The organism is Nitratireductor sp. ZSWI3, from assembly GCF_024655565.1.
Classification (GTDB): Bacteria; Pseudomonadota; Alphaproteobacteria; order Rhizobiales; family Rhizobiaceae; genus Nitratireductor.
This window is the reverse complement of the sequence record NZ_JANKOF010000067.1, coordinates 1-26,340: the sequence shown is the minus strand read 5'-3', so window position 1 is coordinate 26,340 and position 26,340 is coordinate 1. Positions and strand designations below refer to the sequence as shown.

Below are 26,340 nucleotides of genomic sequence, written 5' to 3'. Positions count from 1 at the left end.
GTCGCCAATTCCGAGCTTCTAGTTGGTGAGGCGGGTGGAGTGGTGCGCAGACGTCGAGGCCCCTTCTCCCCGCATGCGGGGAGAAGGTGAGGATGAGGGGCGCCACGCCAACTCCTACATCAGGGGTCCCTCCACCCTCCTGCGGGAAAAGGGTAACGGTTAGGCGCGTTGCTCTCCGGGGCCGTGGGGTGCGAAGGGGCCGCCGAGCATCTCGGGCAAAAGGTGCGGCTCAGCCCGAATGCCCACCCGCCGCCTTCTCGAATTCGCGGCGGAAATCTTCAAGCCCCGTACCGCGCCCCAACAGGACCGACGCCAGGATGCGGGCTTTCAGGCCGCTGAGATCGCCGGAGAAGATCACGCCGGCATCGGCCAGGTCCTTGCCGCCGCTGCCGCCGCCATAGATCGGCCGGGTGCGGCCCTCGTGGCAACGGGAAGCGACGATGACGGGGATGCCACGTTTGACGATGGGTGCGATGGCTTCGGCAAAGCCGTTCGGCGCGTTGCCGCGCCCGAAGGCCTCGATGACGATGGCGCGGGCGCCCCTTTCGACCGCGAAATCCAGAAAGGCCGGCGAGGAGCCCATGGCAAGCTTCATCAGCTCCACCTCCGGCACGATCCGCGCGACATCCGCGTGGAAGCGCTGTGCGGGGCGGCGGTAGATGAAGACATTCTCACCATCCACCTCGCCCAGCTTGCCATAGGAATTGGAGCGGAAGGTATCGACGCGGGACGTGTGCGCCTTGGTCACGTCGCGCCCGGCATGGATATCCTGTTCGAAGACGATCACGGCGCCAAGCCCGCGCGCCGCGGGGGAGGCGGCAACGCGCACGGCTTCGGCGATGTTGCGCGGTCCGTCCGTGTCGGGATCGCCTGCGTGGCGCTGCGCCCCGGTGAAGACCACCGGCTTGTCGCTGCCGACGGCGAGGTCCGCCATGTAGCAGCTTTCCTCCATCGTGTCGGTGCCATGGGTGACGACCACCCCGTCGCAATCCTCGGCGGCCAGCGCCTCGTCTATGTGGCGCGCCAGCGCGAAGGCAAGCGGCAGATCGAAGGCGAAACTGCCGACCGAGCAGAAATCATCGACGGTGATGTCTATGCCCTCAAGCGGATCGTGCAGGCGCGACTTCAGATCGGCGCCGCTGACATTGGCCACGACCCGGTCGGAGCCCTCCTTGCGGCTGGAGGCGATGGTGCCCCCGGTGGTGATCAGTCTGATGTTGCTCATGTCAGGACGCAGTCCGCAAAAACCCGTTTCGCTCGGTCGGTTCCTTCACCAGCTCGGCCCAGCGGCGAACCAGGTAATTGTGCTCGTCCATGGTGGTGTTCCACAGCGCGATGTGCGAGGCACGGTTCCAGTAGGAGCCGCCGGAACGCTGCGCGCCGGGGAGGATCGCCGTGCTGCCGTCGGGGCCGCACAGCGGGCTGCGCGCCTCCTTGCCGTCATACCAGTAGTCCCACTCCTCCGGCTTCAGATGCTCGCGCACCCGCTCGGGCACGGGCATGTAATAGCCCTGCCGCGCCACCACGGCACCCGCCCAGCCGGAAATGAACCAGTTGAGATAGGCATAGCCCTGGTCGAGCCGGTGGCCTTCGAGATGCCGGGCAAGGCACAGGCCGCCATGCCAGGCGCGGTAGCCTTCCACCGGAACGGCCTGCCGGGCGCGCAGGTGGCGGCTCTTGAGCTGAACGGCACTCGGCGACCACATGCTGGCGATCCAGACGTCGCCGCGCTCCATCATCATGGTGGCCTCCTGCGTGGTGCGCCAGAAGGAGGTGAAATGTCCCTTGCGCTTCAGCGACAGCGCGAGGTCTATGAGCTGGTCGATCTCCTCGACGCTCATATTGCCGAGATCCTTGAAGCTCATGCGCTTGGCCGCCCGCGCCGCCAGCGCGATGTCGAAAATCCCGATGGCCGGCTCGTCGACGATCGAGACATGGCCCTTCCAGCGCGGGTGAAGGAGCTCCGCCCAGGAACGCACCTCCGCATCCACATCCACTCCGGTCGCCGTTTCGTTGACGCCGAAGGAATCGAAATTGTGCACGGTTGGCAGCATGGAGATATGCGGCGAAGGCACGGAGGACAGCGAATTGTCCTGCTGCACATAGAGCCGCGTGACGGGCGCATCGCCGAAACCGAGTGGCGCGGCGGCGTTGATGCAGCCCTTCTTGGTGAGGTCGTTGACCTCGTCCCAGAGCTCGATGCGTTCGAGGTCGATCTTCTGCGCGGCACGCCAGTGCCACACGATATCGAGATTGTGGAAGCACTGATCATAGACGTCGTAGCGATCCGGCTCGGTGGCCGCGATGCGCTGCGCGGTCACGAAATCATGCTGCTCGAAGATCAGCCCGAAGCCGAGATCGCGCTCGGCACGCGCCTGCAGTTCCCGATAGGGCGTGATTTCGGTGCACAGGACACGCAGCGGCTGAAGCTCCCGCGCATGCACTTGGGGGGAAGCAAGCTTCGTCACGCCCGCACCCTAACCCGCCTTGCGAAAGGACGACGTGCGGCTGTGCCCGAGCACCTTTTCCGACAGACGATTGAACACATGAAACGACTCTTCGATGCGCGCCGGGTCCAGCCCGTCGACGATGAACACGATGCGCGACTGGCGGCGCCGATCCGGCCAGGCGGACATGTGAACCGGCGGGTGGACGAGGCGCTGCACGCCATGAATCGCTACCGGCCGCTCCTCCCCCTCGATATCAAGGATGCCCTTGACGCGGAAGACCCGGTCGCCATGGCGGTTGAGCAGCATGGTCAACCACATGCCGAAACCCGTCCAGTCGATCCGCTCCTCGATCACCATGGAAAAGGAGCGCACGGAGGCATGGGCGTGGTGATGGTGGTCCCCTTCCTCGTGATGATGATGATGATGATGATGATGAACGGGCGCAGCGAACTGCTCTGAAGCCGAAAGGGCCTCGCGCAGCCATTCCTCGCGGCGGCCCACCGAAGCGTCAACGAGGAAATCGTCGACACGCGCCTGCTGCGCGATCACCTGCCGCGCGGCCGGATTGAGTCGGCTCAGCTTCTCCCGAAGCGTATCGCTGCCAGTCGCCTCGTCCATGTCGGTCTTGGTGATGACGACCACATCGGCCGCCCCCACCTGCCGCACAGCCTCCAGCCGTTCGTCGAGCTGGCGGGAGCCGTTCACCGCATCGACCGTAACGACGACATTGGCGATCGCGAAATGGCTGCGCAGGACCGGATGCGACTGGATGGTGGAGAGCGCCGGAAAGGGGTCCGCCAGCCCGGTCGTCTCGATGACCACGCGGTCGAACCAGGGGATTTCGCCGCGGCTGCGCTGGGAATGAAGCTTCTGCAGCGCCTCGGCGACCTCGCCGCGCACCGTGCAGCACAGGCAGCCCGACTTGAGCAGAACGACGTTGTCGTCGATGCGGTCAAGGAGATGATGGTCGAGGCCCACCTCGCCGAATTCGTTGATCAGCACGGCGGCATTCGCCATGGCGGGATCGGCGAGAAGGCGCTGGAGCAGCGTCGTCTTGCCGGAGCCGAGAAAGCCGGTGAGGACGTTGATCGGCGTCAGATCGGCCGGGCGCGGTTCAGCCGTCATGACTGCCTCAGACGATCGAGAAAATCGGGATCGAGCGGATCGAAGTCGCGGCCCGTCATGGCCTCTGCCTCCGGCCACAGATGGGCGAGGCTTTCGAAGATCCGGGTCCGGCCGGTCGGGCTCGACAATACATAGGAAGTGCCCTGCCATTCGGCGATCTTCAGGCGCCGCGACTCCAGCAGCGCATTGGCGAGCTTGATGCGGTTGGCCGCCTCGCGCCGGCGGTTCAGCCGGTCGGTATTGCGCGTGTAGACACCCGGCCGCGCGATGGCGCTGGTCCAGTGATCGTCGCATCCAAGAACACCACACAGGGAGCACATGAGGCCCTCCTCCTGAAAGGGAGGGGCGGCAGGCCGCCCCGCCGCCCTCACTTCTTGCGCGGATTGCGCTTGGCGAAGTCGTCCGCCATCTCGTCCATGGTGACGAAGCGGACGCCCTCATGGGACTTCATGTGCTCGTAGAGGCGTTCCAGCATCAGGAGCACCTGCGGGCGGCCGGAGACATCCGGATGGATGGTGATCGGAAAGACCGCATAGTCCATCTCGCGATAGACCCAGTCGAACTGGTCGCGCCACATCTCTTCCAGATGGCGAGGGTTCACGAAGCCATGGCTGTTCGGCGATTTCTTGATGAACATCATGGGCGGAAGGTCGTCGAGATACCAGTTGGCCGGAATCTCGATCAGGTCCGTTTCGGCGCCACGCTCAAGCGGCTTCATCCAGTCCGAAGGCTTGGCGGAGTAGTCGATCTTGGTCCATTTGTCGCCGACCCGCACGTAATAGGGCGTGAAGTCGTTGTGCATCAGCGAGTGGTCGTATTTGATGCCCTTCTTGAGGAGAAGTTCGTTGGTGACGTTGGAGAACTCCCACCACGGCGCCACGTAACCGGTCGGGCGCTTGCCCGAAAGGCTGGCGATGAGGTCGATCGCCTTGTCGAGAACCTCTTCCTCCTGCTCCGGTGTCATGGCGATGGGGTTTTCGTGGCTGTAGCCGTGGATGCCGATCTCATGGCCCGCATCAGCCACCGCCTTCATCTGGTCGGGAAAGGTTTCCACGGAGTGGCCGGGAATGAACCAGGTGGTGCGCAGGCCCAGACGGTCGAACAGCTTCAGCAGGCGCGGGGAGCCTACTTCGCCGGCAAACATACCGCGCGAAATGTCGTCGGGAGAATCCTCGCCACCGTAGGAACCAAGCCAGCCCGCGACGGCGTCGACGTCGATGCCGAAGCCGACAAGAATCTCTTTTGCCATTTTCAAATCTCCTTGTTGCGGTTTCTGCGGGGCCGGCCGGCCCCTGATGTTCAGCCCCGGGCGACCAGCGTCACGCGGTCGGAGGGACAGTCGACGATCACGGCGTCGCCGATGGCGAGCCGCATCAGGGTCTCGTCGTCGGTGCCGGTCTGCACGTCGACGCTCTGGCGGCCGTCGAGGTCGACCTTGAAATGACCGACGCTGCCGACCGCGTGTTTCATGGAGACCTTGCCGTGGAGCCGGTTCTCGCCCGTTGCGGAGGCGGCATCGGCCGGTTGGATCCGCATCGCCTCGGCGGGAATCGCCACCAGCGCGGAGGCGCCGGGCGCGATCGATGCGGGGCGGCGCCCCTGCATGCGGCCGAAAGCGGTGTCAACGAAGGCTCTCTCGCCCTCGATCGCAAGATTCGAGCCTTCGATGATGGCGTTCGAGCCGATGAAGCGGGCAACGAATTCGGTGGCGGGCGCGGCGTAGACCTCATGCGGCGTGCCGATCTGCTCGACGCGTCCACGGTTCATGACAACGATCCGGTCCGAAAGGCCGAGGGCTTCCGATTGCGCATGGGTGACGAAGACGAATGTGATGCCGAGCTCGCGCTGCAGCAGCTTCAATTCGTTCTGGATGACGCGGCGCAGATTTGCGTCCAGCGCGCCCAGCGGCTCGTCGAGCAGCAGGATGTCGGGCTCGACCACAAGGCCACGGGCAAGCGCGATGCGCTGGCGCTGGCCGCCCGAAAGCCTGTCGGCCTTGCGGTCGGCGAAGTCGCTGAGGCCGAACATCTCCATGATGCGGTCGACCTTGGCCTTCTTCTCGCCTGAGGACAGCCCCTTCACATCCAGCCCGAAGCCGATGTTCTGGCGCACCGTCATGTGCGGGAAGAGCGCGTAGTTCTGGAAGATCATCGAGGTGGGGCGCTTTTCCGGCGGCACGGCCGAAACGTTCTTGCCCTTGATGAGGATGTCGCCGTTCGAGATATCCTCGAAGCCGGCTATCATGCGCAGGGTCGTGGACTTGCCGCAGCCCGAAGGGCCGAGAAAGGCGACGAACTCGCCCGGCCTCACCGCCAGGTCGAAGTCCGAGACGGCGACGGTGCCGTCCGGATAGGTCTTGCCGACGCCTATGAGTTCTAGATCGTTCATGCCTCAGTCCGATGCTCTTGCCGGAGGTGGAGGCCATGCCGGAACGGCCCGCAGGCCGCCCCGGCATGGCGGATTCGCGTCAGGCGTTCAGGAACTCGTCCCAGCGCTGGATCAGGTGGTCGTATTCATCCGGCCACTGGTGCCAGTAGGCGACGTTCGCGGCGCGCTCCTCGAGCGAGCCGCCATCGCGCAGATCGCCTTCCTGGATGCCGCGCTCGGGAGCACCGACCCAGGGCTTGCCCTCATACCAGAAGGCATATTTGTCCGGATCCATCGCGCTCTTGATGTTGGTGCTGGGCGAATAATAGCCCTGCTCCGTGACGGCGATGGCCGGCGGGCCGGAGAGCCAGAAATTGGCGTAGGCGATGACCGCCTCGCGGTTCGGCGAGCCGGCGATGAGCGAGGGGCCGATGGTCCAGCCGCGCGTGCCTTCCTTCGGTGTCGCGTATTTGGCGGGACGGCCCTGCGCCTTGACCGCCATGACCGCCGGCTGCCAGGCATCGGAGACGACCATTTCGCCGGACGCCATCAGGTTGACCAGCTCGCCGAAATCGCCCCACAGCGCGCGGAACTGGCCGGCCTTCTTCTTGGAGATCAGGAAGGCGGTGGCCTCGTCGATCTCCTCCACCGTCGGGTTGCCGGGGTTCTTGGCCTCCAGCTCGCCGAGCGTGTTCATGGCGATGATGGCCTGGCCGATGGCGATCAGCGGATCGACATTGAGGCCGGACCGGCCGCGCCACTTGTCGTCGAAGAGCGCCGTCCAGCTGTTGGCTTCCTCCTCGCTGACCACGTCCGGATTGTAGCCGATGGAATCGTAGTTGTAGACCGCCGGAACCATGTAGAGCTTGGTCTGCTCGTCATCGGCCCAGATCTGGCCGACAATCTGCGCGCGGCGCTCCCACTTGTCGCTTTCCTTGGTGAAGGTATCGCGGATGGAGTTCCAGTTCGGGATGTCGGCGGTGGGGATCGGCTCCACATTGTTGGTGGCGATGACGGCCGGCAGGCGCTCGGCGATCACTTCCCAGCAATCATAGTCGCCGGCACCCGAAAGGATGCGCGTCTGGCTGTCGGGGTAGGTCGAGGCGGTGCCGGAAGTGGAGCCGACCCCGCTTTCGGATTTGAACATGTCGAGGATGCGGTCCTGCACGGTGACCGACAGGCCGATCGTGCGAAGCTGCTGGTCGGCCAGCGATTGCGCGAAGGCGGCCTGCGAGCGCAGGAACGGAGAAAGGCCGCCCATCGCCAGAGCCGCTGCGCCGGCGCCTCCCTTCAACATGGTGCGTCTGTTCAGCATCGGGTGTTTTTTCATCTTTCAGTTCCCATTTTTGTTTGCCCAGTATTCTCAGTAGCGGCCCACCAGCAGGCCGCCATCCACCGTCAGCACCTGCCCCGTGAGGTAGCGTGCCGCAGGCGAAGCCAGGAAATGGATGACGTCGGCGATGTCCTCCGGCTCGCCAAGCCGGCCCATCGGAATGAAGGCGGACGCCTTTTCGGCGCCCTCCGGCCCAAGGGAGTGCTTTTCGGAGAGAAGCTGCGCAGTGCGGATGTAGCCCGGGGCAACGCCGTTGACCCGAATCCCCTGCGCGGCAAGCTCCACCGCCAGGCCGCGCACAAGGCCGACCACGCCGGACTTGGCAGCGGAGTAATGCACATGCTCGTCCCAGCCATAGGCGACGCCCATGATGGAGGAGAGGCAGACAATCGCCCCCGCGCCCGCCTTGCGCATGGCGGGCACGGCCGGGCGAATGACCCGCAGCATGCCCTTCAGGTCGATCTCGAAAGTGTGATCCCACTTCTCATCGGTCAGCTCGCCGAGCGGCACGCGATGGGCAATGCCGGCATTGGCAACGATCACGTCGATGTGGCCGTGCTCCTCGTTGAGGCGCGCGACCAGCGCATCGGCAGCGTCCGTCGAGCAGACGTCGAGCGGCACGAACTCGGCCGACCAGCCTTCGCCGACGATCTTTTCGGCGAGCGCCCTGCCCTCCGTTTCGAGGACGTCGGTGACCACCACATGATCGCCCGCACGGGCAAATGCCGCGCAGGTGGCGCGACCGATGCCGATGCCGCCGCCGGTGACGAGGACGATGCGCTTTCTGGGTTTCGTTGCGGCCATGGCGTGGTGTTCTCCAGTCTTCAAAGCATCACGTCGCCGGAGTTCGGACCCAGCGTCTGGCCGACGAACAGGGCGCCGTCCGGCGAGGCGAGAAAGGCCACGGTGCCGGCAACCTCTGCCGGTTCGCCAAAACGCCCGAGCGGCAGTTCGGCGGCCTTGGCCTTTTTCCAGTCGGATGAAAGCGCTTCGACCAGCGGCGTGTTGATGGGGCCGGGTGCGATGGCATTGACGCGTACGCCCCGCGCGCTCACCTCGCGGGCGAGCGACTTGGTCATGGCGATGATCGCGCCCTTGGCCCCGGCATAGTGGACGAGCTCCACCCCGCCGACCTGCCCGAGCTGCGAGGCGACGTTGACGATGACGCCCTCCCCGCGCTCGAGCATGGAAGGCAGGACCGCGCGCATCATCAGGAAGGTGCCGCGCACATGGACGGCGAACATGCGCTCGAACTCGGCCAGCGAAATCTCCGTGAACGCCGCCTGGTGACCGTGGCCCGCATTGTTGACGAGCAGGTCGACCGACCCGAAATGGGCCACGACCGCACCCACCATCTCGCGGACGGCGCCTTCGCTTGAAACGTCCGCTGCGAAGGGCGCCGCCACGCCGCCTCCCACGTTGATCGCATCGGCCGTGCGGGCGCTCGCCTCGGCCGACAGGTCGTTGACGGCGACACGGTAGCCTTCCTTCGCCAGGCGTTCGGCGATGGCCGCCCCGATGCCCGACCCCGCGCCGGTGACCAGCGCGACCTTCTTCGACACTGCGTTCATTCGGCCTCCTCCTGTCCCTTGAAGGACTGGGCAGAGCGAACCGCTCTAAGCATCAGGAGCGCGTAGATGAGCAGCAGCGTGAAGGAGAAGAGCGTGGTGAGCACGCCGAAGGCGAAGATGTTCGGATAGATCTCGACGGAGAAGGTTCCGTAGATCGTCAGCGGCAGGGTGAGCTGACGGCCGGAGGTGAACAGCGTGCGCGAAAACTCGTCATAGGAGAGTGTGAAGGAGAACAGCATCGCCGACAGGACGCCGGGAAAGATCATCGGGAAGGTGACCCGCCGGAAGGTCTGGACCGGCGAGACGCCGAGCGAAAGCGAGGCTTCCTCCACGCTGCGGTCGAAGCGATTGAAGATCGCCAGCATCACCAGAAAGGCGAAGGGGAAGGTGTAGACCACATGCAGGACAAAGGCCGTGCCCCACCAGCTGCGGTCGATGCCGAGCATGTTGGTGAGAAGCGCCATGCCGAGGCCGACGAGCACGCCTGGCACGATCATGCCGAGGATCACCAGGTAGAACACCACGCCGGAGGCCTTGAAGCGGGCGCGGAAGCCTTGGGCGGTAATGACGCCGAGCACGGTGGAGACGACCGTCGTCATCAGCGCCAGCGTCAGCGAGCGCAGAAGGCTGTCGCCGATGGGCAGGCGCGAGATGCGCCCGGGCGGCGTCATGCCGAGCAGATGCTGATACCAATAGGTCGACCATTCGATGATCGGGAACTGCGGACCGCCTCCCGGCCCCTGAAAGGACAGTATGGCCAGGATGATCATCGGCCCGTAAAGGAAGAGGATGAAGGCGGCGCAATAGACGCCGAGCACGGGTTTGAGAACGCGCGCTTCCATGGCTACATCTCCTTCCTGAGGTTGACGACCCGCAAGAGCGCGGTGATGACCACGGCGATGATGGCGGTGAGGATGACGCCGGCGACCGAGGCGAAGGCCCATTTCAGCGAGCCGACCTGCGACACGATGATGTTGCCGAGCAGGTTGACCTTGCGGCCGGAGAGCGAGGCGGCGGTGGCGAATTCGCCCAGCACCATGACGGACACGAAGATCGCGCCGACGATCACGCCGGGCAGCGACAACGGCAGGATGACCTTGAAGAAGATGCGGCCGAAGCCGGCGCCCAGATCGCGCGCCGCCTCGATGATGCTGGGCTCGATGCGGCTCAGCATGAAGGTGATCGGCCCGACCATGAAGACGCAGTAAATCTGCGTCATGCCGATGAGCACCGCGAATTCGGAGAAGAGCAGCGAGGTCAGCGGCGTGTCGATGATGCCGAGCTTCATGAGGATCATGTTGATCGCGCCCTCGGTGCCCAGCATCGGGCGCCAGGCGATGACGCGGATCAGGAACGAGGTCCAGAAGGGGATGACGCAGATGACGAGAAGCGCCGTCTGGAGCGTCTGGTTGCGCACCATGAGGCCGATGAACAGCGCCACCGGATAACCGATCAGAAGGGTCGACAGGAGCACGATCCCCCAGATGCGCACCGTGGTCCAGGTGGATGCCAGATAGGTGGAGCTGGTCAGGAAGCGCACCCAGCTGTCGGTGGTGAGCTCGGGCTCGACGGTGAAGGTGGTCTGCGTCCAGAACGATACGTAGACGACCATGATCATGGGCAGCACCATGAACAGGGTCATCCACAGAACGCCCGGGCTGATGAGCATCAGCGCCGTGCGGCGCTCCTGGCGTTCACGGCGTTCGGCTGGCGACACGCCGTTGTCCTCGCCCATGGCGGGAGCCGCGCTGCGCATCTGCTCGCCGGCAATTTCCATCATGCGGCCCTCTCGGTGAATGGGATGACGTCTTGCGGGTTGAAGGAGAGGTCGTAGAGCTCATCCTTGGTGAAGGACCGGGGGGCCGGGCCGCTCAGATGGGCGACGACCTGCAGCAGCGTGCCGTCGTCCAGGCGGAAGAAGGAGAGAACCGAGGCCCCGGTGAATTCGCTGGCGATGAAACGCGCCGGAATACTCGCCCCGCCGGCAGCACCCTTTCCCGCCGGCGCAACCGAAATGCGGTCGAAGCGCAAGGCGATCTCGACCGGCGCGCCATCCCGCACGGGCAGTTCCCCAGGCAGCGGAAAGCGTCCGCCGGCCCCTTCGAAACCGCCCTTCCTCACGCGGCCCGAAAGCACGTTGTAGGCGTTGAGATGGCGCGCCACGTCGGCGCTGCGCGGGGCGGAAAAGAGGGAGGATGCCGGCCCGATCTGGGCGATGGAGCCTGCCGAGAGAACGGCGACGGTATCGCCCATCAAAAGGGCCTCCGTCTCGCTGCCGGTGACATGCAGGAAGGTGACCTTCAATCGCTCGCGGATCGCCCGCAGCTCGTCGCACATGCGCTCGCGCAGATTGGCGTCAAGCGCCCCGAGCGGCTCGTCGAGGAGCACGAGGCGCGGTTCCGTGACGAGCGTGCGGGCAAGAGCCACACGCTGGCGCTGGCCGCCCGAGATCGCCGTCACCTTGCGTGTCTCCAGCCCTTCGAGCCCGACCAGGTGAATCACATCCGCAACGCGCTTCTTCAGCTCGGCGGCATCGCGCACGGGGTTGTCCTCACGATAACGCAGGCCGAAGGCGACGTTGTCGGCGACGCTCAGATGCGGGAACAGCGCGAAGTTCTGAAAGACGAAGCCGATGCCGCGCCTATGTGGCGCAACGCCGTCCAGCCGGCGGCCGTCATGAGTCACCGTGCCGCCGTCGGGTTCCTCGAAACCGGCGATGACGCGAAGCAGCGTGGTCTTGCCGCTGCCGCTCGCGCCAAGCAGCGAGACATAGGCGTCGTCAGGGACGGTGACGCTCAGACGGTCGAGAGCGGTGACGTCTCCGTAGCGCTTGGTGACAGAACTCAGCGAAAGCACGCTTTCCTCCGGATCAAGGATGTGTCATCATCAAAAAATGATTATGTATACAAGCACGTTTTTTCCCAGCCGCGCAAGCGGGGCTCGGAATTTTCTTTCCAAGCGGACGGATCACGTGACCGCGCGCCGTCGTTTTCCTGGGATTCCAGCCCATGCGCGCACGCGGCGCCGCGTTCCATACGGGCATCCTCCACGCCTTTTCGGCTCTTTTTCTATGTTCCCTGTTCCCAGACTAGGGACGAAAAGCGGTGCCTGTCTTTGTGCGACAGTGCGCGAATTGTTGTCATGCAGCGCACCGCAACAATCACGCCAACCGCTTGCAACGACTGGAAAACCAGGATCTGGACCCGACGCGTCGCCACGCAACTGCACAACAAATGATCTTTGTATGCCTGATTTGTTTGCAGGCCGCTTTTTTGCGATTGAAGCGCGCGAGAAGACACGCCAAAACCGGGACAGCCCCCAATGAACCGGACCGCCATGATTTCCGCCCCGACGAACAGCCGCACACCGCTTTATCTTTCGGCGGCCGACACCATCCGCGCCAACATCGATTCGGGCGCGCTGGAGCCCGGGCTGGTGCTCCTGGAAGGTCCGATCGCCGAACTCTTGAAGATTTCGCGCAGCTCGGTGAAGCGGGCTCTTGCGCTGCTCGAGGACGAGGGAGCGGTGAGCCGCTTCGGCGGGCGGGGTTATCTGGTCGGGCCGTCCGACGTGGATACCGCGCCCATACGCAAAGACATCAAGACACTCGATCTTTCGGTCGAAGAAGCTCATGACGAATCCCTCAACAGGCCCAACTGGAAGCGCATTCACGATCAGGTGGAGAGCGACGTTTCCTCCTGTCTCGTCTTCGGGCAGTACCGCATCGTGGAGAACGACCTGGCGGCGTATTTCGACGTCAGCCGCACGGTGGTCCGCGACGTGCTCGGCCGGCTGCAGGAGCGCGGCCTCGTCACCAAGAGCTCGACGTCGCGCTGGCTGGTCGGGCCGCTGACCGCGCAATCCATCAAGGACAAGTTCGAGCTGCGCATCATCCTGGAAGTGGCGGCGCTGCGTTCCGCCGCGCCCTTCATCGACAAGATCGCGCTCGAGAAACTGTGCCGGCAAATGGAAGAGACCGAGCGCGGTGCCAGCCTCATCAAGGCCGACAAATGGTTCGGGCTCGTCAACGCCTTCATCGATCTGGCCATCCTGTCCACCCCCAATCGCGATCTGCGCACGCTGATCGCCAACAACCGCAAGACCCTGCAGGCCTCGCAGAAAGCGCTGTTCAGTCTCGGACTTGCGGGCGATGCCCTGTCGATCCGCGAAATCCGGATGATCGGCGAATTGCTCATCGTCGGCGCGACGCAGAGCGCGGCCGAACTGCTCGAGAATCACCTCTCCAAGTCGCGCGACCGCACGATCGCGCAATTGAAGATCGTCGCCGTCCTGCCCCAGCCGGGGCATCTGGCGCCCTATCTCATTCCCGTCTGACGGCGCGGTTCGCGACCCGCGCCCTGTCCCGTTCTACTTCAGCGCCATCCGCAGGTGGTCGAGCATCGCGGCTCGGGCGCGGCGCGCCTCCAGGGCCTCTTCCATCGTCACCCGGCTAAAGCGCGTCGGCGTGTTGGGCTGCAATTGCCCGATCAGGTCCATGTCGGCCGAGATCACGGTGCCGATCATGAAATAGCCGCCGCCCGACACCGCGTCGCGGTGCAGGATGATCGGCTCCGTGCCGCCCGGCACCTGCACCGAGCCGTAAGGGTAGCAGCTGTCGACGATGTTGGAGGGATCGGAGCCGGCACCGAACGGCTGTTCGCGCTCGTTGAATTCGAGCGGCGTGCCGCCCCGGAAGCGATAGCCCATGCGGTCGGCTTCCGGAGCCACCTTCCATTCCTCTTCGAAGAAACGCTCGAGCGAGGCCTTGGTGACGCGATGGTCGTAAAGGCCTGGGAGGATGCGAAGCTCGACCGGAACGGGATTTTCCCGGCGCAAAGCGTCCGGCACGCTGCGGCCCGAAGCCGCGTTGCCTGAAGGGCGGCCGACAGGCAGCTCGTCGCCCTTGGCAATGGCCCGCCCCTTGAAGCCGCCCAGGGCGCCGATCGGATAGGTGGACCGGCTGCCGAGCGCCACCGGCACGTCGATACCGCCTGCGACGGCGATGTAGATGCGGGCGCCGGCCGTCAGGAAATCGAAGCTCAGGACCTGGCCCGCCTTGATCGGCAGGGCCGTCCAGCTGGGCTGGATCTCGCCATCGATCTTCACCGGCATGTCGGCGCCGGTCACGGCGACGACCGTGTCTTCCTCAAAGGCGAGCTCAGGCCCGACGAAGACCGCCTCCAGCCCGGCGGCGCCCTCGTCGTTGCCGACGAGAAGATTGGCCGCGCGCATGGCATAGCGGTCCATGGCGCCGGAGACGGGAATGCCGAGATGGAAATAGCCGGGACGGCCGAGATCCTGAACGCTGGTCAGAAGACCGGGATTGAGCACCTTAATCGCCATTGATCATGCCCTCCAGCCGCGCGTTGTAGCCCTTGATGTCCGCGTTGAAGGCGCGCAGGTCGAACTCGACCTCGCGGATCTTCGGCGTGAAGGCGTTGTTCGCCACGGCTTCGACTGTGCGGTCGTACTCGGCCCGATCGATGGGCTTGAACTTCACGATGTCGCCCGGCCGGAAGAACACCATGAAGTCTTCCAGATAATTGGTCTTCTGGTCGGGATCGAAGATCGGCATGGGCGTGATGCCGAACATCTGGTAGCCGCCCGCCCCGCGCACCGAATAGATGCACGAGAAGCAGCCGCCATAGCCGACGGTGAGCTTGGGCGTGTCGGTGCGCGGTCGCAGATATTTGGGTACCTGGATCTGCCGCTCGCGCTCGACCATCTGGTACATGAAGGGCAGGCCCGCCACGAAGCCGACCATCGACACGAACCAGGGCGATCCCGAATGGGCGGCGATGAAGGCTTCGACACTCGGGTAACCGTTGATGCGGGCCGCGTATTCGAGGTCGGTTCCCTGCGGGTCCTGATGGCGCTCGCGAAACCGCATCAGCGTCTCATGGGTCCAGGGATCCTGGTAGAAGACGGGTATCTCGATGAGCCGCGTCTGCAGGACCGGATCGGCCTTGGCCGCCTCCGCCTCGATGGACCGGACCTCCTCCAGAAGCGTGTCCGGCGCGATCACGTCCGGATCGAACTTCACCTGGAAGGAGGCGTTGGCCGGGCAGATTTCGGTGACGCCTTCGACGGAGCGCTCGGCGATGATGCGCGTCATCGAAAGGCTCTTGAAGAAGGCGTCGAGCGACATTTCCTCATCGACCTCGACGAACAGATGCTCGTCGCCGCCGAATGTGTAGCGCGGCTTCATCAGGCGGTCTCCGTTTGGCTGGCAGCGGCGTTCAAGGGGGCGTCGGCGAGCCACCCTTCCAGATATTTCGTGTGGACCGCACCGGCGGCGACATCGGGATTGGCGGCGATCGCCAGATGCAACGGGACCGTGGTCTTGATGCCGCCGATGGCGAGCGCCTTCAACGCCGCTTCCATCCGGGCGATCGCGTCGTGTCTGTCGGCGCCGTGCGCGATCATCTTGCCGAGCAGGGAATCGTAGAACGGCGGCACCCAGTAGCCTTCGTAAAGCATGGTGTCGAAGCGGAGCCCCGCGCCTTCCGGCACCTTGAGACCGCTCACCTGCCCCGGCGAGGGCATGAAGTTCTGCGCCGGGTCCTCCGCATTGATGCGGCATTCGATGGCGTGGCCGGAAATCCGGACGGCGTCCTGCGGGATCGACAGGGGTTCGCCGCCGGCGATGCGGATCATCTCCGAGACGAGATCGATGCCGGTGATCATCTCGGTGACGGGATGCTCGACCTGGATGCGGGTGTTGACCTCGATGAAGTAGAAGGCCTGCGTGCCGGGATCGTAGAGATACTCGACCGTGCCCGCCCCCTTGTAGCGAACCGACTTCGCCAGCGCGACGGCGCTCTCCGTCAGGGCGGATCGGACGGCAGCCGACAGGCCGAAGGCCGGCGCTTCCTCCCACACCTTCTGCCGGCGCCGTTGCAGTGAACATTCGCGCTCGAAGCAATGGATGACATTCTCGCCGTCGCCGAGGATCTGCACTTCGATGTGACGGGCGTTCTCGATCACCTTTTCGATGTAGAGGCCGCCGTCGCCGAAGGCCGCCTGTGCCTCGGATGCCGCCTGGGGGAACTGCTTTTCGAATTCGGCGAAATCGCGCACGATGCGGATGCCGCGCCCGCCGCCGCCGGCGGCTGCCTTGATCATGACCGGAAAGCCGATCTCCTCGACCAGGGCACGCGCCTCCTCGATGCCGGCGACGCGCCCCGCGCTGCCGGGAACGGTGGGAACGCCGGCTTCGCGCGCCACCTTGCGCGCGGCCACCTTGTCGCCCAGCAGGCGGATCGCCGAGGCATCCGGGCCGATGAAGATCAGACCCGCCGAGGCCACCGCTTCGGCAAAATCGGCATTCTCGGCAAGAAAGCCATAGCCGGGGTGGACGGCATCGACACCCGTAGCGCGCGCGGCCTTCATCACCGCATCGATGTCCAGGTAGGATTTTGCAGCCGGAGGCGGGCCGATCAGAACCGCCTCGTCGGCCATGCGGACGGCAAGGGAATCGGCATCGGCGGCACTGTGCGCCTGCACCGTGCGGATGCCGAGGGAGCGGGCGGCCCGGATGATGCGCACCGCGATCTCGCCCCTGTTGGCAATGAGCAGCGAGCCGATCGCCATACCACTCACCCCTCGAGCTCGGCGATGACCTGGCCGGCCATGATCGCCTCGGCATCGTCGAGCAGGAAACGAACGGACTTACCGGAGACCGCGGCGGTGATCTCGTGAAAGCTCTTCATCACCTCGATCAGGCCCACCACGTCCCCCAGGGCGACATCCTCGCCGTCGGCCTTGAAAGGAGGGCTATCGGGGGCAGGCTTCCGGTAGAAAACCCCCGGCATCGGCGCCTTGATCTCGACCTTGCTCATGACTTTCCCCTCATTTTTGCGGTCTAGCGCGCAAGAATTCGCGAAACCGGAACGATCCTGATCCCGCTTTCCACGAGCCGCCGGCGCATGGCTTCGGCGATATCGGCAGAGCCCAGCGTATCCGAATGAAAGCAGATGGATTCGAACTCGATGTCGATCTCATTGCCGGCGACGGAGGTGACTTTCCCCGTCCGGCACGCCTTGACCACCTTGTCGGCGACCAGCTCGGGATCGAGCCTGCCGACCCGGCGGGTGAAGACGATGGAGCCGTCGTCCGCATAATCGCGATCGGCGAAGAACTCGCGGATGACCGGCTGGCCCGCCGCCTTGGCGATCCGGTAGGTTACCGACATGCCCATGCAGAAGATCGCCGTGTCGGGCTGCACCTTGCGCATGTAGCTCACGAAGGCGTCGGAAAACTCCTCGTTGACGGCAAGCTCCATGTAGAGCGCGCCGTGCGGTTTCACATGCTGCAAGGCCGCGCCGTGGCGCTTGGCGAACTCGCGGATCGCGCCGACCTGGTAGATGATGTCGTTGACGAGCTCGGCGGGACTTCCGTCGATCCGGCGCCGGCCGAACCCCTGCAGGTCGCGATACCCCGGATGCGCTCCGATGCCGACGCCGTGCTCGGCAGCCATGCGCACCGTGCGATCCATCAGGCTGGGATCGCCGGCATGGAAGCCGGCCGCGATGTTGGCGGAGCTGATGAGCTTGATCAGGGTGGCGTCGTCGGTCTCGCGCAACTGCCAGGCGCCAAAGCCTTCACCCATGTCGCAGTTGACGTCGATCGCCTCCACGGCCATCCGCCACTCCCTTTCTGCGCCCGCGACCTTGTGGTTCTTGGCGGGCCTCTGTTCCACTCACAAGCAGCGTAGGAAAACATGCGGGCGATTGGAAATTCTATTTTTCGATGCTTTAGTATCAAAAAAACAGAAGTCTGGAGGGAAATGCCGTGTCGATCAGCCTGCGCCAGATCCGCTATTTCGTCGCGACCGCCGAACTTGGCCAGATCTCGCAGGCCGCGGTCGAATTGTCGATCTCGCAGTCAGCGGTGACGACCGCGATCCGCGAGTTGGAGAGAACCGTCAACCTGCAGCTCTTCCATCGTTCGACGAGCGGCATGGACCTCACCCCGGCAGGCCGGGAGTTTCTGTTTCACGCCTACGAGATCCTCCAGAAGGTGCACGAAGCCACGCATCTCAACATCCCGTCGGGGAATGTCGAGGGGCGGCTTTCGGTGGCCGCTACCTACACGGTGATGGGATACTTCCTGCCCGATCACCTGCAACGGCTGAACCGCAGCTTTCCCGGTCTCGACATCCAGCTTTTCGAGCTCAACCGGGAGGCGATCGAAGAGGGATTGCTCAGCGAACGCTACGACATCGCCGTGCTGCTGACGTCCAATGTGCGCGACCCGCAGATCGCCAGCGAAACCATGATCAGCTCGCCGCGCCGCCTGTGGGTGCCGTCGCGCCATCCCTTGTTGCGCAAACCGCGTGTGGGCCTCGCGGACGTGGCGCAGCAACCCTACATCATGCTGACGGTGGACGAGGCGGCCAACACCTCGCTCGGCTACTGGAGCACGTCGCACCACAGGCCGGACGTGAAGCTGCGCACCTCCTCCGTCGAGGCCGTGCGCTCGATGGTCGCCAGCGGCCAGGGTGTTGCGATACTGTCCGACATGGTCTACCGGCCGTGGTCGCTGGAGGGCCAGAGACTCGAGACCATCGTGTTGCAGGAGCCGATACCAGCGATGAATGTCGGTCTTGCCTGGGCGAGAAACGCGAAATTCAGCAAAGGCATGGAGGCCTTCCGATCCTATTTCCGGCAGGCTTTCCACATTCCCCAGTTGCGGACGGGGGCGATCCAGTCGGGGTATGGCGAGGACCGCGGCCAACCGGCATAGAGCAGGCGGCAACGGGTGCCGCCGGCTCGTTGTCGGGGACCGGTCAGGTCGCGGCGAGGGCGCGCCTGGCCATCGCCTTGATCAGATTGGCCCTGTAGGCCGCGTCGCAATGGATGTCGGACATGAGCCCGTCCGCCGAGACCGAGACGCCGTCGACGGCGGCGGCCGACCAGTCCGACGCAAGGGCTGCCTCCAGGCCGGAATGGCGGAAGACGCCGTCGGCACCTGCCCCGGTGACGGCGACGCGAACGCTCCCATCACCCCCCTTCGCCACGAAAACACCAGTCATGGCGTAGCGCGAAGCCGGGTTGGGAAACTTGGCGTAGCCGCACCGCGCCGGAGCTTCGAAGCTGACCGAGGTGATCATCTCCCCGTCCTCGAGGGCCGTCGAGAAGAGCCCGGTGAAGAAATCACCGGCGGCGATCGCTCGCTCGTTGGTGTGGACGGTGGCGCCAAGCGCCAGGAGCGCGGCCGGATAATCCGCGGCCGGATCGTTGTTGGCGATCGAGCCGCCGATGGTTCCCTGATGGCGCACGGCCGGATCGCCGATGCCGCCGGCCAGCGCGGCGATGGCCGGGCAGATCTCGGCAAGCTCGGCGCTCTCGGCCACGGCGGCATGCGTGGTCATCGCGCCGATCGTCACGTTCCTGCCGGAAACCACGATGCCGGCGAGCTCGGACACGCCGCGCAGATCGACCAGATCGGACGGCGCCGCCAGATGGTGCTTCATGGTCGGCAGGAGGGTCTGCCCGCCAGCCAGGAACTGTGCCTCGGGAGCGGCGGCGCGCTTGGCGACGGCGTCGTCGACGCTCGTGGCCCGGTGATAATTGACCTCATACATGGTCCTGCTTCCCTATTCTGCGGCGATCTTGGCGGAGGCGGCCTGGAGCGCCGCCCAGACGCGCGGTGGCGTCGCCGGCATCTGCAGGTCATTGTTGCCGATCGCATCGGTGATTGCGTTGATGATCGCCGGCGGCGAGCCGATGGCACCGGCCTCGCCGCATCCCTTCATGCCCAGTGGGTTGGACGGGCTCTTGGTGGAATGGTGGTGAATGGCGAAGCTCGGCAGGTCGTCGGCGCGCGGCATCGCATAATCCATATAGCTCGCCGAGAGGAGCTGGCCGTCCTCGTCATAGACCACGTTCTCCAGCATGGCCTGACCGACGCCCTGGGCGATGCCGCCATGCACCTGCCCCTCGACGATCATCGGATTGATGATGGTGCCGAAATCGTCGGAAGCGACGAACTGGACGATCTCCGTCTCGCCCGTATCGGGATCCACCTCCACTTCGCAGACATAGGTTCCGGCCGGGAAGGTGAAGTTCGTCGGATCGTAGAAGGAGCCCTCCTTCAGGCCAGGCTCCAGGCCTGCCGGCAGGTTGTGCGCGGTATAGGCGGCCAGCCCCACCTCGTGCCACGCCATGGCGCGGTCGGTGCCGGCCACCTTGACCTGGCCATCCTCGATAACAAGGTCGTCCTCCGACACCTCCAGCACGTGTGCCGCGATCTTCTTGACCTTGGCCTCCACCTTGTCGAGCGCCTTGACGATCGCACTGAGCCCGACCGGGCCGGAGCGCGAGCCGTAGGTGCCCATGCCGAACTGCACCTTATCGGTGTCGCCGTGCACGATCTGGATGTTCTCGATCGGCAGGCCGAAGCGGTCGGCGACGACCTGGGCGAAGGTGGTCTCGTGGCCCTGGCCGTGGCTGTGGCTGCCGGTGAGCACCTCGATCGTGCCGACCGGATTGACCCGCACCTCGGCGCTTTCCCACAGGCCGACACCCGCACCGAGCGAGCCGACCGCCGCCGAGGGCGCTATGCCGCAGGCTTCGATATAGGAGGCAAGGCCGATGCCGCGCAGCTTGCCGCGTCTGGCGGCCTCCGCCTTGCGGGCAGGAAAGCCCTTGTAGTCGGCGGCTTCCAGGGCCTGGTCCAGATTGCCGGCGAAATCGCCCGCATCATAGGCCATGATCACCGGCGTCTGGTGCGGGAATGAGGTGATGAAATTCTTGCGCCGCAGCTCCGCCGGATCGACGCCGAGCTCCCGGGCGGCGGTCTCCATGATCCGCTCCACCAGGAAGCAGGCCTCCGGCCGCCCCGCCCCGCGATAGGCATCCACCGGTGCGGTGTTGGTGTAGACCGCCCGCACGTTGCAGTGGATGTTGGCGATCTCGTACTGGCCCGACAGCAGCGTCGCGTAGAGATAGGTCGGCACCGCCGAAGAGAAGAGCGACATGTAGGCGCCCAGATTGGCGACCGTATCGACCTTCAGCCCGACGATGCGGTTGTCGGCGTCGAAACCCATCCTGGCCGTCGAGACGTGATCGCGGCCATGCGCGTCGGTCAGGAATGCCTCCGACCTGCTCGCCGTCCATTTCACCGAGCGCCTGGTCTTCATCGAGGCCCAAAGGCAGGCGATCTCTTCAGGGTAGATATAGATCTTCGAGCCGAAACCGCCTCCCACATCCGGCGCGATGACGCGCAGCTTGTGCTCGGGCGCCACCTGATAGAAGGCCGAGAGCACCAGCCGCGCCACATGCGGGTTCTGGCTGGTGGTATAGAGCGTGTAGTGGTCTTCCGCCTCGTCATAGGTGGCGATTGCCGAGCGCGGCTCCATCGGATTCGGCGACAGGCGGTTGTTGACGATCTTGAGCTCAGTGACGTGCGCAGCGCCGGCAAGCGCCTTGTCGGTCGCCGGCTCGTCGCCCAGGCTCCAGTCGAAGATGAGGTTGCCCGGCGCATTGTCATGAATCTGCGGCGCGCCGGATTTCAACGCATCGACGGCATGCACCACCGAGGGCAATTCCTCATACTCGACAGCGACCGCCTCGGCGGCGGCCCGTGCCGTGGCCTGGGTATCGGCCACCACCATCGCCACGGCGTCGCCCACATAGCGCACCTGTTCGGTGGCGAGCGCCGACCAGGCGCCCATGTTCATGCCGCTGCCGTCCTTCGAGGTCACGGCCCAGCCGCAAATGAGATTGCCGATCCCGTCGCCGGTCAGTTGCTTGCCGTCGAGCACGGCGATCACGCCGTCCATGGCCTCGGCCGCCGACCGGTCGATGCTCGTCACCTTCGCATGCGCATGCGGGCTGCGCACGAACGCGGCATAGGTCTGCCGCTCGTTTCTGATGTCGTCCGTGTAACGTCCCTGACCGGTGATGAAACGCTTGTCTTCCTTGCGCAGGACGCGGGCGCCGATGCCATGTTCCGTCATCTCAAAGCCCTCCCTCAGCTCGCCGCCATTTTCGCCGCACCATCCTGGATGGCCTTGACGATGTTGTGGTAGCCGGTGCAGCGGCAGATGTTGCCCTCCAGCTCGTGGCGGATCGCCTGCTCGGTCAATTCCCTGCCGGCCGCCCGGTAGCGCGCCACCATATCGGTCGCCGACATGATCATGCCGGGCGTGCAGAAACCGCATTGCAGGCCATGGTTCTCCTTGAAGGCCGCCTGCATCGGATGCAGGTCGCCATTGGCGAGCCCTTCGATGGTGGTGATCTCGGCGCCGTCGGCGGAGGCCGCCAGCATGGTGCAGCTCTTCATCGCCCGTCCGTTCACATGCACGACACAGGCGCCGCACTGGCTCGTGTCGCAGCCCACATGCGTACCGGTCAGGCGCAGGTGCTCCCGCAGGAATTCCACCAGGAGCGTGTTGTCCGGCAATGTGGCGCGCACCGCCTTGCCGTTCACCTTCATCGCGATTTCAGTCATGTCTTCCTCCCTTGCCTGGGGCCCGCACCGGAAACGGTTCGGCGTCCTAGGTCGCGACCAACTCTGTTCCTCCAAGAGGCTCGAATGCAATCAAATGGAAAGATGGGCTCGTCAGGCGGCCCTGCCGCCCGGCGCTGCTGAAAGTGCAGGTCTGCTCCTCCAACCCGACGCCTCCCATGCCTGCCAGACCGGAGGACGCGCCTCCATGCCCGCCGCTTCGCTGCCTGGCTTCGCCGGAACGCCGCCTTACGGGCTCCGGAAGCACTCCAGCGTTGCCTCAAACATTCTGTGAAAGCCGAGCAACGGTTCCCGGCCGTGCCGCTTTCACTCACTCCTCGATGTATTTAAGCGGCCTTTCCGCGGAAAGCCAAGGCCTCGTTTCGACGACCTCGCGATGAGCGGCAAGGCGTCGACCCGGCGCCTTCTTCAAAAGCCTTCCGGCGCGGGGTCCTGGAGCTGGAATTTGCCGTCGGCGACACGATAGATGGAACAATGCCGCTCCACCGCCCCGGACTCGGTGAAACGGAAGGCGCCCAGCAGACCGCGGAAACCGGAGCGCGCACGCAGCGTCGCAGCCGTCAATCCATCGCCGCCACGGGCCCGGACGATGCCGATGGCCAGCGCCGCCGCATCGAAACCGTAAGCCGCATCCTTCGACATCGGACGGCCGAACTCCGTCCGGAAACGCTCGGTGAGGTCGCCGACCGCCAGTTGATCGACCCGACAGACGAACATGCCGGACAGGGTGCGCTCCGCCGGCATGTCGGCAGAACCGAGGATCAGCGCAGCTGGTGCAAGAGCCCCCGTGGCACGCAGCGCCGCCAGCGCAACCCCCGGCCGCTCGAGCCCCGGAGCAAGCATCACCGCATCCGCGTTCTGAAGGGCGGCCTTGTCGCCGGCGAATTGCTCCCCGCCGACCGCCGGGAAAGCGAGTGCGGCCGAAATCGTGCCGCCCTCGGCTTCGATGCCGCGGCGCAGCCGCTCGAGGGCCGTCTTCTCCATCTTCGGCGCATGGACCAGCACAATCCTCTTGCGGCCGGCGCCGACCGCATAGGCTGCCGTTTCGGCCGCCCCATCGATCTCGTCGAAGAGGAACGCGTAGACGCCGTTGCCGCGGGCAGCGCCGTTGGAAACCATGGCCACCACAGGCGGCCGGTCAGCGGAAGGATCGCCGGCCAGCGAGCCGGCGAGATCAGCGCGCACCGAACCGATCACGATCCTGGCACCCTTTTCTCTCAGCGCTTCGATGCCGGCCTTGATATCCGCCGTCGCCGGCCGAGCATTGTAGATCGCCAGGGTGACCTGGTCGCTCCCGAGTTCCTTCGCGGCGAGCTTGGCTCCATCGCGGCGATCGCGCTCGGCCGCCTTTGCCGCACCGGCAAGCCCGGTGATCATGCCGATCGTCACCGCCCCCGATCCGACGGTCTCGAGGCCGGCAGGCACACCGGATGCCTTGTCCTTCTCGACATCGAGCGCATCATCGACCGCAGATGATTGGCAGGCGGCCAGCGCCAGCGAAAGAGCCAATGCGGCGATGCAGGAAAGAACGGAGCGGGCGTTACGGCCGCGCCAGGGTGCCTGTCGCAGCGCGGCCGCACGAGCCTGGTGCCGGGTCATTGCGGCCCTCGCGCCGGCGGTCAGTACATATACTCTACCATGCGGGCGTGAAAGCACTCGCACTTGTTGAGATAATCCTCGTCGCGATAATCGGACTTGAGATAGCCATAGGCTTTGCCGCAGGCGACCTTCGCCTCGGAAGCCCACACGAAGGCCGGCCGGCCCGAATGGATCCATTGCGAGCTGTCGGCGACCGCCACGGCCTCGTCCATCAACCGCACCACCTCGCCGGTGAGCGTCGCGTTGCTATCGATGGAAAGGAGCTTGGCGTTGCCGGCCACCGGGCAATAGCCGCCCGTGGACAGATCAGCCGATTGCGCGCTGCCGGCAAAAACCGTGGCGAAGATGACTGCTAGACCGATTGTCAGCTTCTTCATGAAGTCCCCCGTGGCGTCGTTCCGCCATGTAAAGTTCCTTGGAGTGAAGTTCCTCGGAGCGGGATGAGGACAGCGACAAGCTGCTTTCCCCCGCACCTGCTCCAACCCGTGATCCAGGTAAGGAATACACGTTTCCCCGCCCGTTTTCAAATGGCGGCCGCGGAAGATCCGCGACCGCCTGCCGCCCCCCGGTTAAACCGTCCCGGGCTCGTCGGAACCGTCCTCGTTGTAGAGGATGTTGACCGGCGACACGGGTGCGACGTCGAAATGGGCTACGGTCTCCCAGGTTCCCGGTCCGGACGCGCCGTCGGCATCGACCTCCAGGTTGTTGCCACTCATCTGTGCGTAATCGCTCAGATCCTCACCTGCTCCGACCGTGAACAATTCCGTCAGATCCACCACATCCTCGCTGCCGAAGCCGATGATCTCCTCGGGGTTGAGATTCGACAGGGCTGCCGGATCGATCACCACCGTGTCGACGGCGTTGTCCGTGTCGGTGAGGTTGTAGGTGTTTTCGCCGGTGCCGCCGATGAGCACATCCGCGCCCTCGCCGCCGATGAGGAGGTCGTCGCCGTCGAGCCCTATCAGCGTGTTTGCGCCGGCATTGCCTTGCAATGTATCGGCGAAATTGCTGCCAGTCAGATTCTCGATGCTGGTATAGGTATCGCCGGCGGCAGCTCCGGTGTTGACAGCAGAATTGGCAAGACTTGCCGTCACGCCTGCGCCAACCGTGTGATACGAAACCGTGTCCGTTCCTCCACCGCCATCAAACGTGTTCGCCTGCGCCGTTGCCGCAAAAACCTCGTCCGCAGGCGACCCCGCCATAGGTTGTCCGTCCGGTTCAAAAGTAAGGTTGATCGTGCCGCCCGCGACATCCCCATCCGCATCCACGAGTTCCACCGGAACAGACAGGCTGACCGGATCGTTGGTCACAGCAGTGGTTCCGAAGCCCACCAGAGCGAAACTCTTATCGGCATCGGAGAAATTGTGCCCGCCGGAATTCGTGCCGGTTCCATAGAGAACATCGAGAGTGGTGTATTGGTTCGCGGTATAGGCCGCGACGGAAGTGCCGTCGATCAGACCTTCGATCTTCACCGAATTGTCTACGACAGAACGGGTAACGCGATACTGTGAGCCATCCACAGTAATCACCTGCACATTTCCCAGTGAGAAATCGACGGTCACCGCATCGTCACTTGAGCTGGCTGTCCCCCCGGAATGGCGGACGATGACCGATGTGATCGGCTCCCGCGTATAGTCGTTTACGTTGGTGTCTTCTGCCCCGCCAAAATCATTATCGTCCGCGGCAAAGAATATTGCTGTGGCGCGGCCATTGCCGATTCCGCCAAATTTCACTGAAGCGCCATTAACCAGATAGTGGTTGTCGAAGACGTGGGTCGGAGACGCAGGGTTGTAGTTGGTCGCTGCCGGGCTTCCCCGCAGGTCGGAGACGAAGCTAAGCCGCACCCCTTCGTTCGCCCCGATATTCTGCCCCCCGTCACCGCCAAAAGCACCAACAGAATTCGCATTGCCATTGATTCTGGTCGCTTCGGTGCCGATCGGCGTGATCAGCAGATCGGGGGAATCATCGTCTGTCGGTCCAGGAGTGCCACCTGTTTTCTGCCCGGAGGGAACGAAGCCCACCCAATTCGTGTTGCCGCCGGCAAATTCGTAGGTTCCATCATTGAAATTAATGGTGCTGGTGGCATCCACCTTGCCATACATCGTCACGGAGTAGGTGTCGTTGGCCGCCGCCAGGCTTCCATCCTGGTTGATCTCGACCTCGAAAACCCACTTGCTTGTATCCGCGGCGCTGACGGATGACGTGGATGCGATCAGAGTGCTTCCGACGATGTAATAGTAGATCGTCGCACCGTTGGACGTATAGCCGCTGTCTGTGTGGTCCAATGAAGGGGCAAACCGCACCGTTCCCGGCTGGTCCGCGCCGACATTGTCGTCAACGTTGCGATCGCCATCGAGATACGCTGTTCCCACCGTACCTGCCTTATTCGTTAGATGCAGATGATCGGGATCAATGGCCA

At 64.6% G+C, this 26,340-nt stretch carries 24 protein-coding genes and 1 pseudogene; 2 read left to right on the top strand and 23 right to left on the bottom strand.

Annotated features, from left to right (window positions below; all coding sequences use genetic code 11):
• Positions 1-229: 229 nt before the first annotated feature.
• The 12 genes from NUU27_RS18020 to NUU27_RS17965 all read right to left on the bottom strand — a co-directional run bounded on the left by NUU27_RS18020 (position 230) and on the right by NUU27_RS17965 (position 11,702).
• Positions 230-1,225 carry an asparaginase gene (locus tag NUU27_RS18020; RefSeq protein ID WP_257763530.1) on the bottom strand — a complete coding sequence of 332 codons (996 nt, stop codon included), beginning with the start codon at positions 1,223-1,225 and terminating at the stop codon, positions 230-232.
• A gap of 1 nt (position 1,226) precedes the next feature.
• A complete protein-coding gene (locus tag NUU27_RS18015) occupies positions 1,227-2,468 on the bottom strand; it encodes a PotD/PotF family extracellular solute-binding protein (RefSeq protein WP_257763529.1) in 1,242 nt (413 codons plus the stop codon).
• Positions 2,469-2,477: 9 nt separating this feature from the next.
• Complete coding sequence (locus NUU27_RS18010) at positions 2,478-3,575, bottom strand: GTP-binding protein (RefSeq protein ID WP_257763527.1); 1,098 nt, start codon at positions 3,573-3,575, stop codon at positions 2,478-2,480.
• Positions 3,572-3,895, bottom strand: a complete 324-nt coding sequence (locus NUU27_RS18005) for a hypothetical protein (protein ID WP_257763526.1) — start codon at positions 3,893-3,895, stop codon at positions 3,572-3,574. The genes NUU27_RS18010 and NUU27_RS18005 overlap by 4 nt, the downstream gene beginning before the upstream one ends.
• A gap of 47 nt (positions 3,896-3,942) precedes the next feature.
• Complete coding sequence (locus NUU27_RS18000) at positions 3,943-4,824, bottom strand: polysaccharide deacetylase (protein ID WP_257763525.1); 882 nt, start codon at positions 4,822-4,824, stop codon at positions 3,943-3,945.
• A 50-nt stretch (positions 4,825-4,874) separates the two neighbouring features.
• Complete coding sequence (locus NUU27_RS17995) at positions 4,875-5,963, bottom strand: ABC transporter ATP-binding protein (RefSeq protein ID WP_257763524.1); 1,089 nt, start codon at positions 5,961-5,963, stop codon at positions 4,875-4,877.
• 79 nt (positions 5,964-6,042) lie between these two features.
• Positions 6,043-7,272 (bottom strand): PotD/PotF family extracellular solute-binding protein, encoded by a 1,230-nt coding sequence (locus NUU27_RS17990; protein ID WP_257763523.1) that lies wholly within the window; start codon positions 7,270-7,272, stop codon positions 6,043-6,045.
• 33 nt (positions 7,273-7,305) lie between these two features.
• Entirely contained in the window at positions 7,306-8,079 is a 774-nt protein-coding gene (locus NUU27_RS17985; RefSeq protein ID WP_257763522.1) for an SDR family NAD(P)-dependent oxidoreductase, read from the bottom strand.
• Between the two features lie 20 nt (positions 8,080-8,099).
• Positions 8,100-8,846 (bottom strand): SDR family NAD(P)-dependent oxidoreductase, encoded by a 747-nt coding sequence (locus tag NUU27_RS17980; RefSeq protein WP_257763521.1) that lies wholly within the window; start codon positions 8,844-8,846, stop codon positions 8,100-8,102.
• Positions 8,843-9,688, bottom strand: coding sequence for an ABC transporter permease (locus NUU27_RS17975; protein ID WP_257763520.1), 846 nt, complete (start codon positions 9,686-9,688; stop codon positions 8,843-8,845). The genes NUU27_RS17980 and NUU27_RS17975 overlap by 4 nt, the downstream gene beginning before the upstream one ends.
• 2 nt (positions 9,689-9,690) lie before the next feature.
• The gene (locus NUU27_RS17970) at positions 9,691-10,623 is read right to left on the bottom strand and encodes an ABC transporter permease (protein WP_374567424.1); all 933 of its coding nucleotides are present in this window, start codon (positions 10,621-10,623) and stop codon (positions 9,691-9,693) included.
• Positions 10,623-11,702, bottom strand: coding sequence for an ABC transporter ATP-binding protein (locus tag NUU27_RS17965; protein WP_257763519.1), 1,080 nt, complete (start codon positions 11,700-11,702; stop codon positions 10,623-10,625). Before NUU27_RS17965 ends, NUU27_RS17970 begins: the two co-directional genes overlap by 1 nt.
• A 465-nt stretch (positions 11,703-12,167) precedes the next feature.
• Here NUU27_RS17965 and NUU27_RS17960 point away from each other — a divergent pair, with 465 nt between their 5' ends.
• The gene (locus tag NUU27_RS17960; protein ID WP_257763518.1) at positions 12,168-13,181 is read left to right on the top strand and encodes a GntR family transcriptional regulator; all 1,014 of its coding nucleotides are present in this window, start codon (positions 12,168-12,170) and stop codon (positions 13,179-13,181) included.
• A 33-nt stretch (positions 13,182-13,214) separates the two neighbouring features.
• Here the strand turns inward: NUU27_RS17960 and NUU27_RS17955 are convergent, their stop codons facing one another.
• Genes NUU27_RS17955 through NUU27_RS17935 form a run of 5 tightly spaced genes read right to left on the bottom strand, consistent with a single transcriptional unit; the run spans position 13,215 to position 17,490 of the window.
• Positions 13,215-14,189 (bottom strand): biotin-dependent carboxyltransferase family protein, encoded by a 975-nt coding sequence (locus tag NUU27_RS17955; protein ID WP_257763517.1) that lies wholly within the window; start codon positions 14,187-14,189, stop codon positions 13,215-13,217.
• A complete protein-coding gene (locus NUU27_RS17950) occupies positions 14,179-15,054 on the bottom strand; it encodes an allophanate hydrolase subunit 1 (RefSeq protein WP_257763516.1) in 876 nt (291 codons plus the stop codon). Before NUU27_RS17950 ends, NUU27_RS17955 begins: the two co-directional genes overlap by 11 nt.
• Positions 15,054-16,439, bottom strand: coding sequence for an acetyl-CoA carboxylase biotin carboxylase subunit (locus NUU27_RS17945; protein WP_257763515.1), 1,386 nt, complete (start codon positions 16,437-16,439; stop codon positions 15,054-15,056). Before NUU27_RS17945 ends, NUU27_RS17950 begins: the two co-directional genes overlap by 1 nt.
• 5 nt (positions 16,440-16,444) lie before the next feature.
• Entirely contained in the window at positions 16,445-16,687 is a 243-nt protein-coding gene (locus NUU27_RS17940; protein ID WP_257763514.1) for an acetyl-CoA carboxylase, read from the bottom strand.
• 23 nt (positions 16,688-16,710) lie between these two features.
• Positions 16,711-17,490 carry a 5-oxoprolinase subunit PxpA gene (locus NUU27_RS17935; RefSeq protein ID WP_257763513.1) on the bottom strand — a complete coding sequence of 260 codons (780 nt, stop codon included), beginning with the start codon at positions 17,488-17,490 and terminating at the stop codon, positions 16,711-16,713.
• A gap of 149 nt (positions 17,491-17,639) precedes the next feature.
• On the opposite strand from NUU27_RS17935, the gene NUU27_RS17930 reads away from it, so the two are divergent.
• Positions 17,640-18,593: a LysR family transcriptional regulator gene (locus tag NUU27_RS17930; RefSeq protein WP_257763512.1), complete on the top strand. Its 954-nt coding sequence runs from the start codon at positions 17,640-17,642 to the stop codon at positions 18,591-18,593.
• Positions 18,594-18,636: 43 nt separating this feature from the next.
• On the opposite strand, the gene NUU27_RS17925 is transcribed toward NUU27_RS17930, so the two are convergent.
• From NUU27_RS17925 to NUU27_RS17900, 6 genes and pseudogenes are all read right to left on the bottom strand, one after another.
• Positions 18,637-19,434, bottom strand: coding sequence for a xanthine dehydrogenase family protein subunit M (locus NUU27_RS17925; RefSeq protein WP_257763511.1), 798 nt, complete (start codon positions 19,432-19,434; stop codon positions 18,637-18,639).
• A gap of 12 nt (positions 19,435-19,446) precedes the next feature.
• On the bottom strand, positions 19,447-21,810 hold the full coding sequence (locus NUU27_RS17920) for a xanthine dehydrogenase family protein molybdopterin-binding subunit (protein ID WP_257763510.1): 2,364 nt from the start codon (positions 21,808-21,810) through the stop codon (positions 19,447-19,449).
• Positions 21,811-21,824: 14 nt separating this feature from the next.
• Positions 21,825-22,304, bottom strand: a complete 480-nt coding sequence (locus tag NUU27_RS17915) for a (2Fe-2S)-binding protein (protein ID WP_257763509.1) — start codon at positions 22,302-22,304, stop codon at positions 21,825-21,827.
• 426 nt (positions 22,305-22,730) lie between these two features.
• On the bottom strand, positions 22,731-23,921 hold the full coding sequence (locus NUU27_RS17910; protein WP_257763508.1) for an ABC transporter substrate-binding protein: 1,191 nt from the start codon (positions 23,919-23,921) through the stop codon (positions 22,731-22,733).
• A 20-nt stretch (positions 23,922-23,941) separates the two neighbouring features.
• Positions 23,942-24,298 (bottom strand): hypothetical protein, encoded by a 357-nt coding sequence (locus tag NUU27_RS17905; RefSeq protein ID WP_257763507.1) that lies wholly within the window; start codon positions 24,296-24,298, stop codon positions 23,942-23,944.
• A gap of 192 nt (positions 24,299-24,490) precedes the next feature.
• Positions 24,491-26,340 (bottom strand): annotated as a pseudogene (locus NUU27_RS17900) (hypothetical protein); the annotation flags it as partial.

Coding starts and splice junctions, on each gene's coding strand:
- NUU27_RS18020 (WP_257763530.1), bottom strand. CDS start 1,225: ATGAGCAACATCAGACTGATCACCACCGGGGGCACCATCGCCTCCAGC.
- NUU27_RS18010 (WP_257763527.1), bottom strand. CDS start 3,575: ATGACGGCTGAACCGCGCCCGGCCGATCTGACGCCGATCAACGTCCTC.
- NUU27_RS18005 (WP_257763526.1), bottom strand. CDS start 3,895: ATGTGCTCCCTGTGTGGTGTTCTTGGATGCGACGATCACTGGACCAGC.
- NUU27_RS18000 (WP_257763525.1), bottom strand. CDS start 4,824: ATGGCAAAAGAGATTCTTGTCGGCTTCGGCATCGACGTCGACGCCGTC.
- NUU27_RS17995 (WP_257763524.1), bottom strand. CDS start 5,963: ATGAACGATCTAGAACTCATAGGCGTCGGCAAGACCTATCCGGACGGC.
- NUU27_RS17990 (WP_257763523.1), bottom strand. CDS start 7,272: ATGAAAAAACACCCGATGCTGAACAGACGCACCATGTTGAAGGGAGGC.
- NUU27_RS17985 (WP_257763522.1), bottom strand. CDS start 8,079: ATGGCCGCAACGAAACCCAGAAAGCGCATCGTCCTCGTCACCGGCGGC.
- NUU27_RS17980 (WP_257763521.1), bottom strand. CDS start 8,846: ATGAACGCAGTGTCGAAGAAGGTCGCGCTGGTCACCGGCGCGGGGTCG.
- NUU27_RS17975 (WP_257763520.1), bottom strand. CDS start 9,688: ATGGAAGCGCGCGTTCTCAAACCCGTGCTCGGCGTCTATTGCGCCGCC.
- NUU27_RS17970 (WP_374567424.1), bottom strand. CDS start 10,623: ATGGAAATTGCCGGCGAGCAGATGCGCAGCGCGGCTCCCGCCATGGGC.
- NUU27_RS17960 (WP_257763518.1), top strand. CDS start 12,168: ATGAACCGGACCGCCATGATTTCCGCCCCGACGAACAGCCGCACACCG.
- NUU27_RS17955 (WP_257763517.1), bottom strand. CDS start 14,189: ATGGCGATTAAGGTGCTCAATCCCGGTCTTCTGACCAGCGTTCAGGAT.
- NUU27_RS17950 (WP_257763516.1), bottom strand. CDS start 15,054: ATGAAGCCGCGCTACACATTCGGCGGCGACGAGCATCTGTTCGTCGAG.
- NUU27_RS17945 (WP_257763515.1), bottom strand. CDS start 16,439: ATGGCGATCGGCTCGCTGCTCATTGCCAACAGGGGCGAGATCGCGGTG.
- NUU27_RS17940 (WP_257763514.1), bottom strand. CDS start 16,687: ATGAGCAAGGTCGAGATCAAGGCGCCGATGCCGGGGGTTTTCTACCGG.
- NUU27_RS17935 (WP_257763513.1), bottom strand. CDS start 17,490: ATGGCCGTGGAGGCGATCGACGTCAACTGCGACATGGGTGAAGGCTTT.
- NUU27_RS17925 (WP_257763511.1), bottom strand. CDS start 19,434: ATGTATGAGGTCAATTATCACCGGGCCACGAGCGTCGACGACGCCGTC.
- NUU27_RS17920 (WP_257763510.1), bottom strand. CDS start 21,810: ATGACGGAACATGGCATCGGCGCCCGCGTCCTGCGCAAGGAAGACAAG.
- NUU27_RS17915 (WP_257763509.1), bottom strand. CDS start 22,304: ATGACTGAAATCGCGATGAAGGTGAACGGCAAGGCGGTGCGCGCCACA.
- NUU27_RS17910 (WP_257763508.1), bottom strand. CDS start 23,921: ATGACCCGGCACCAGGCTCGTGCGGCCGCGCTGCGACAGGCACCCTGG.
- NUU27_RS17905 (WP_257763507.1), bottom strand. CDS start 24,298: ATGAAGAAGCTGACAATCGGTCTAGCAGTCATCTTCGCCACGGTTTTT.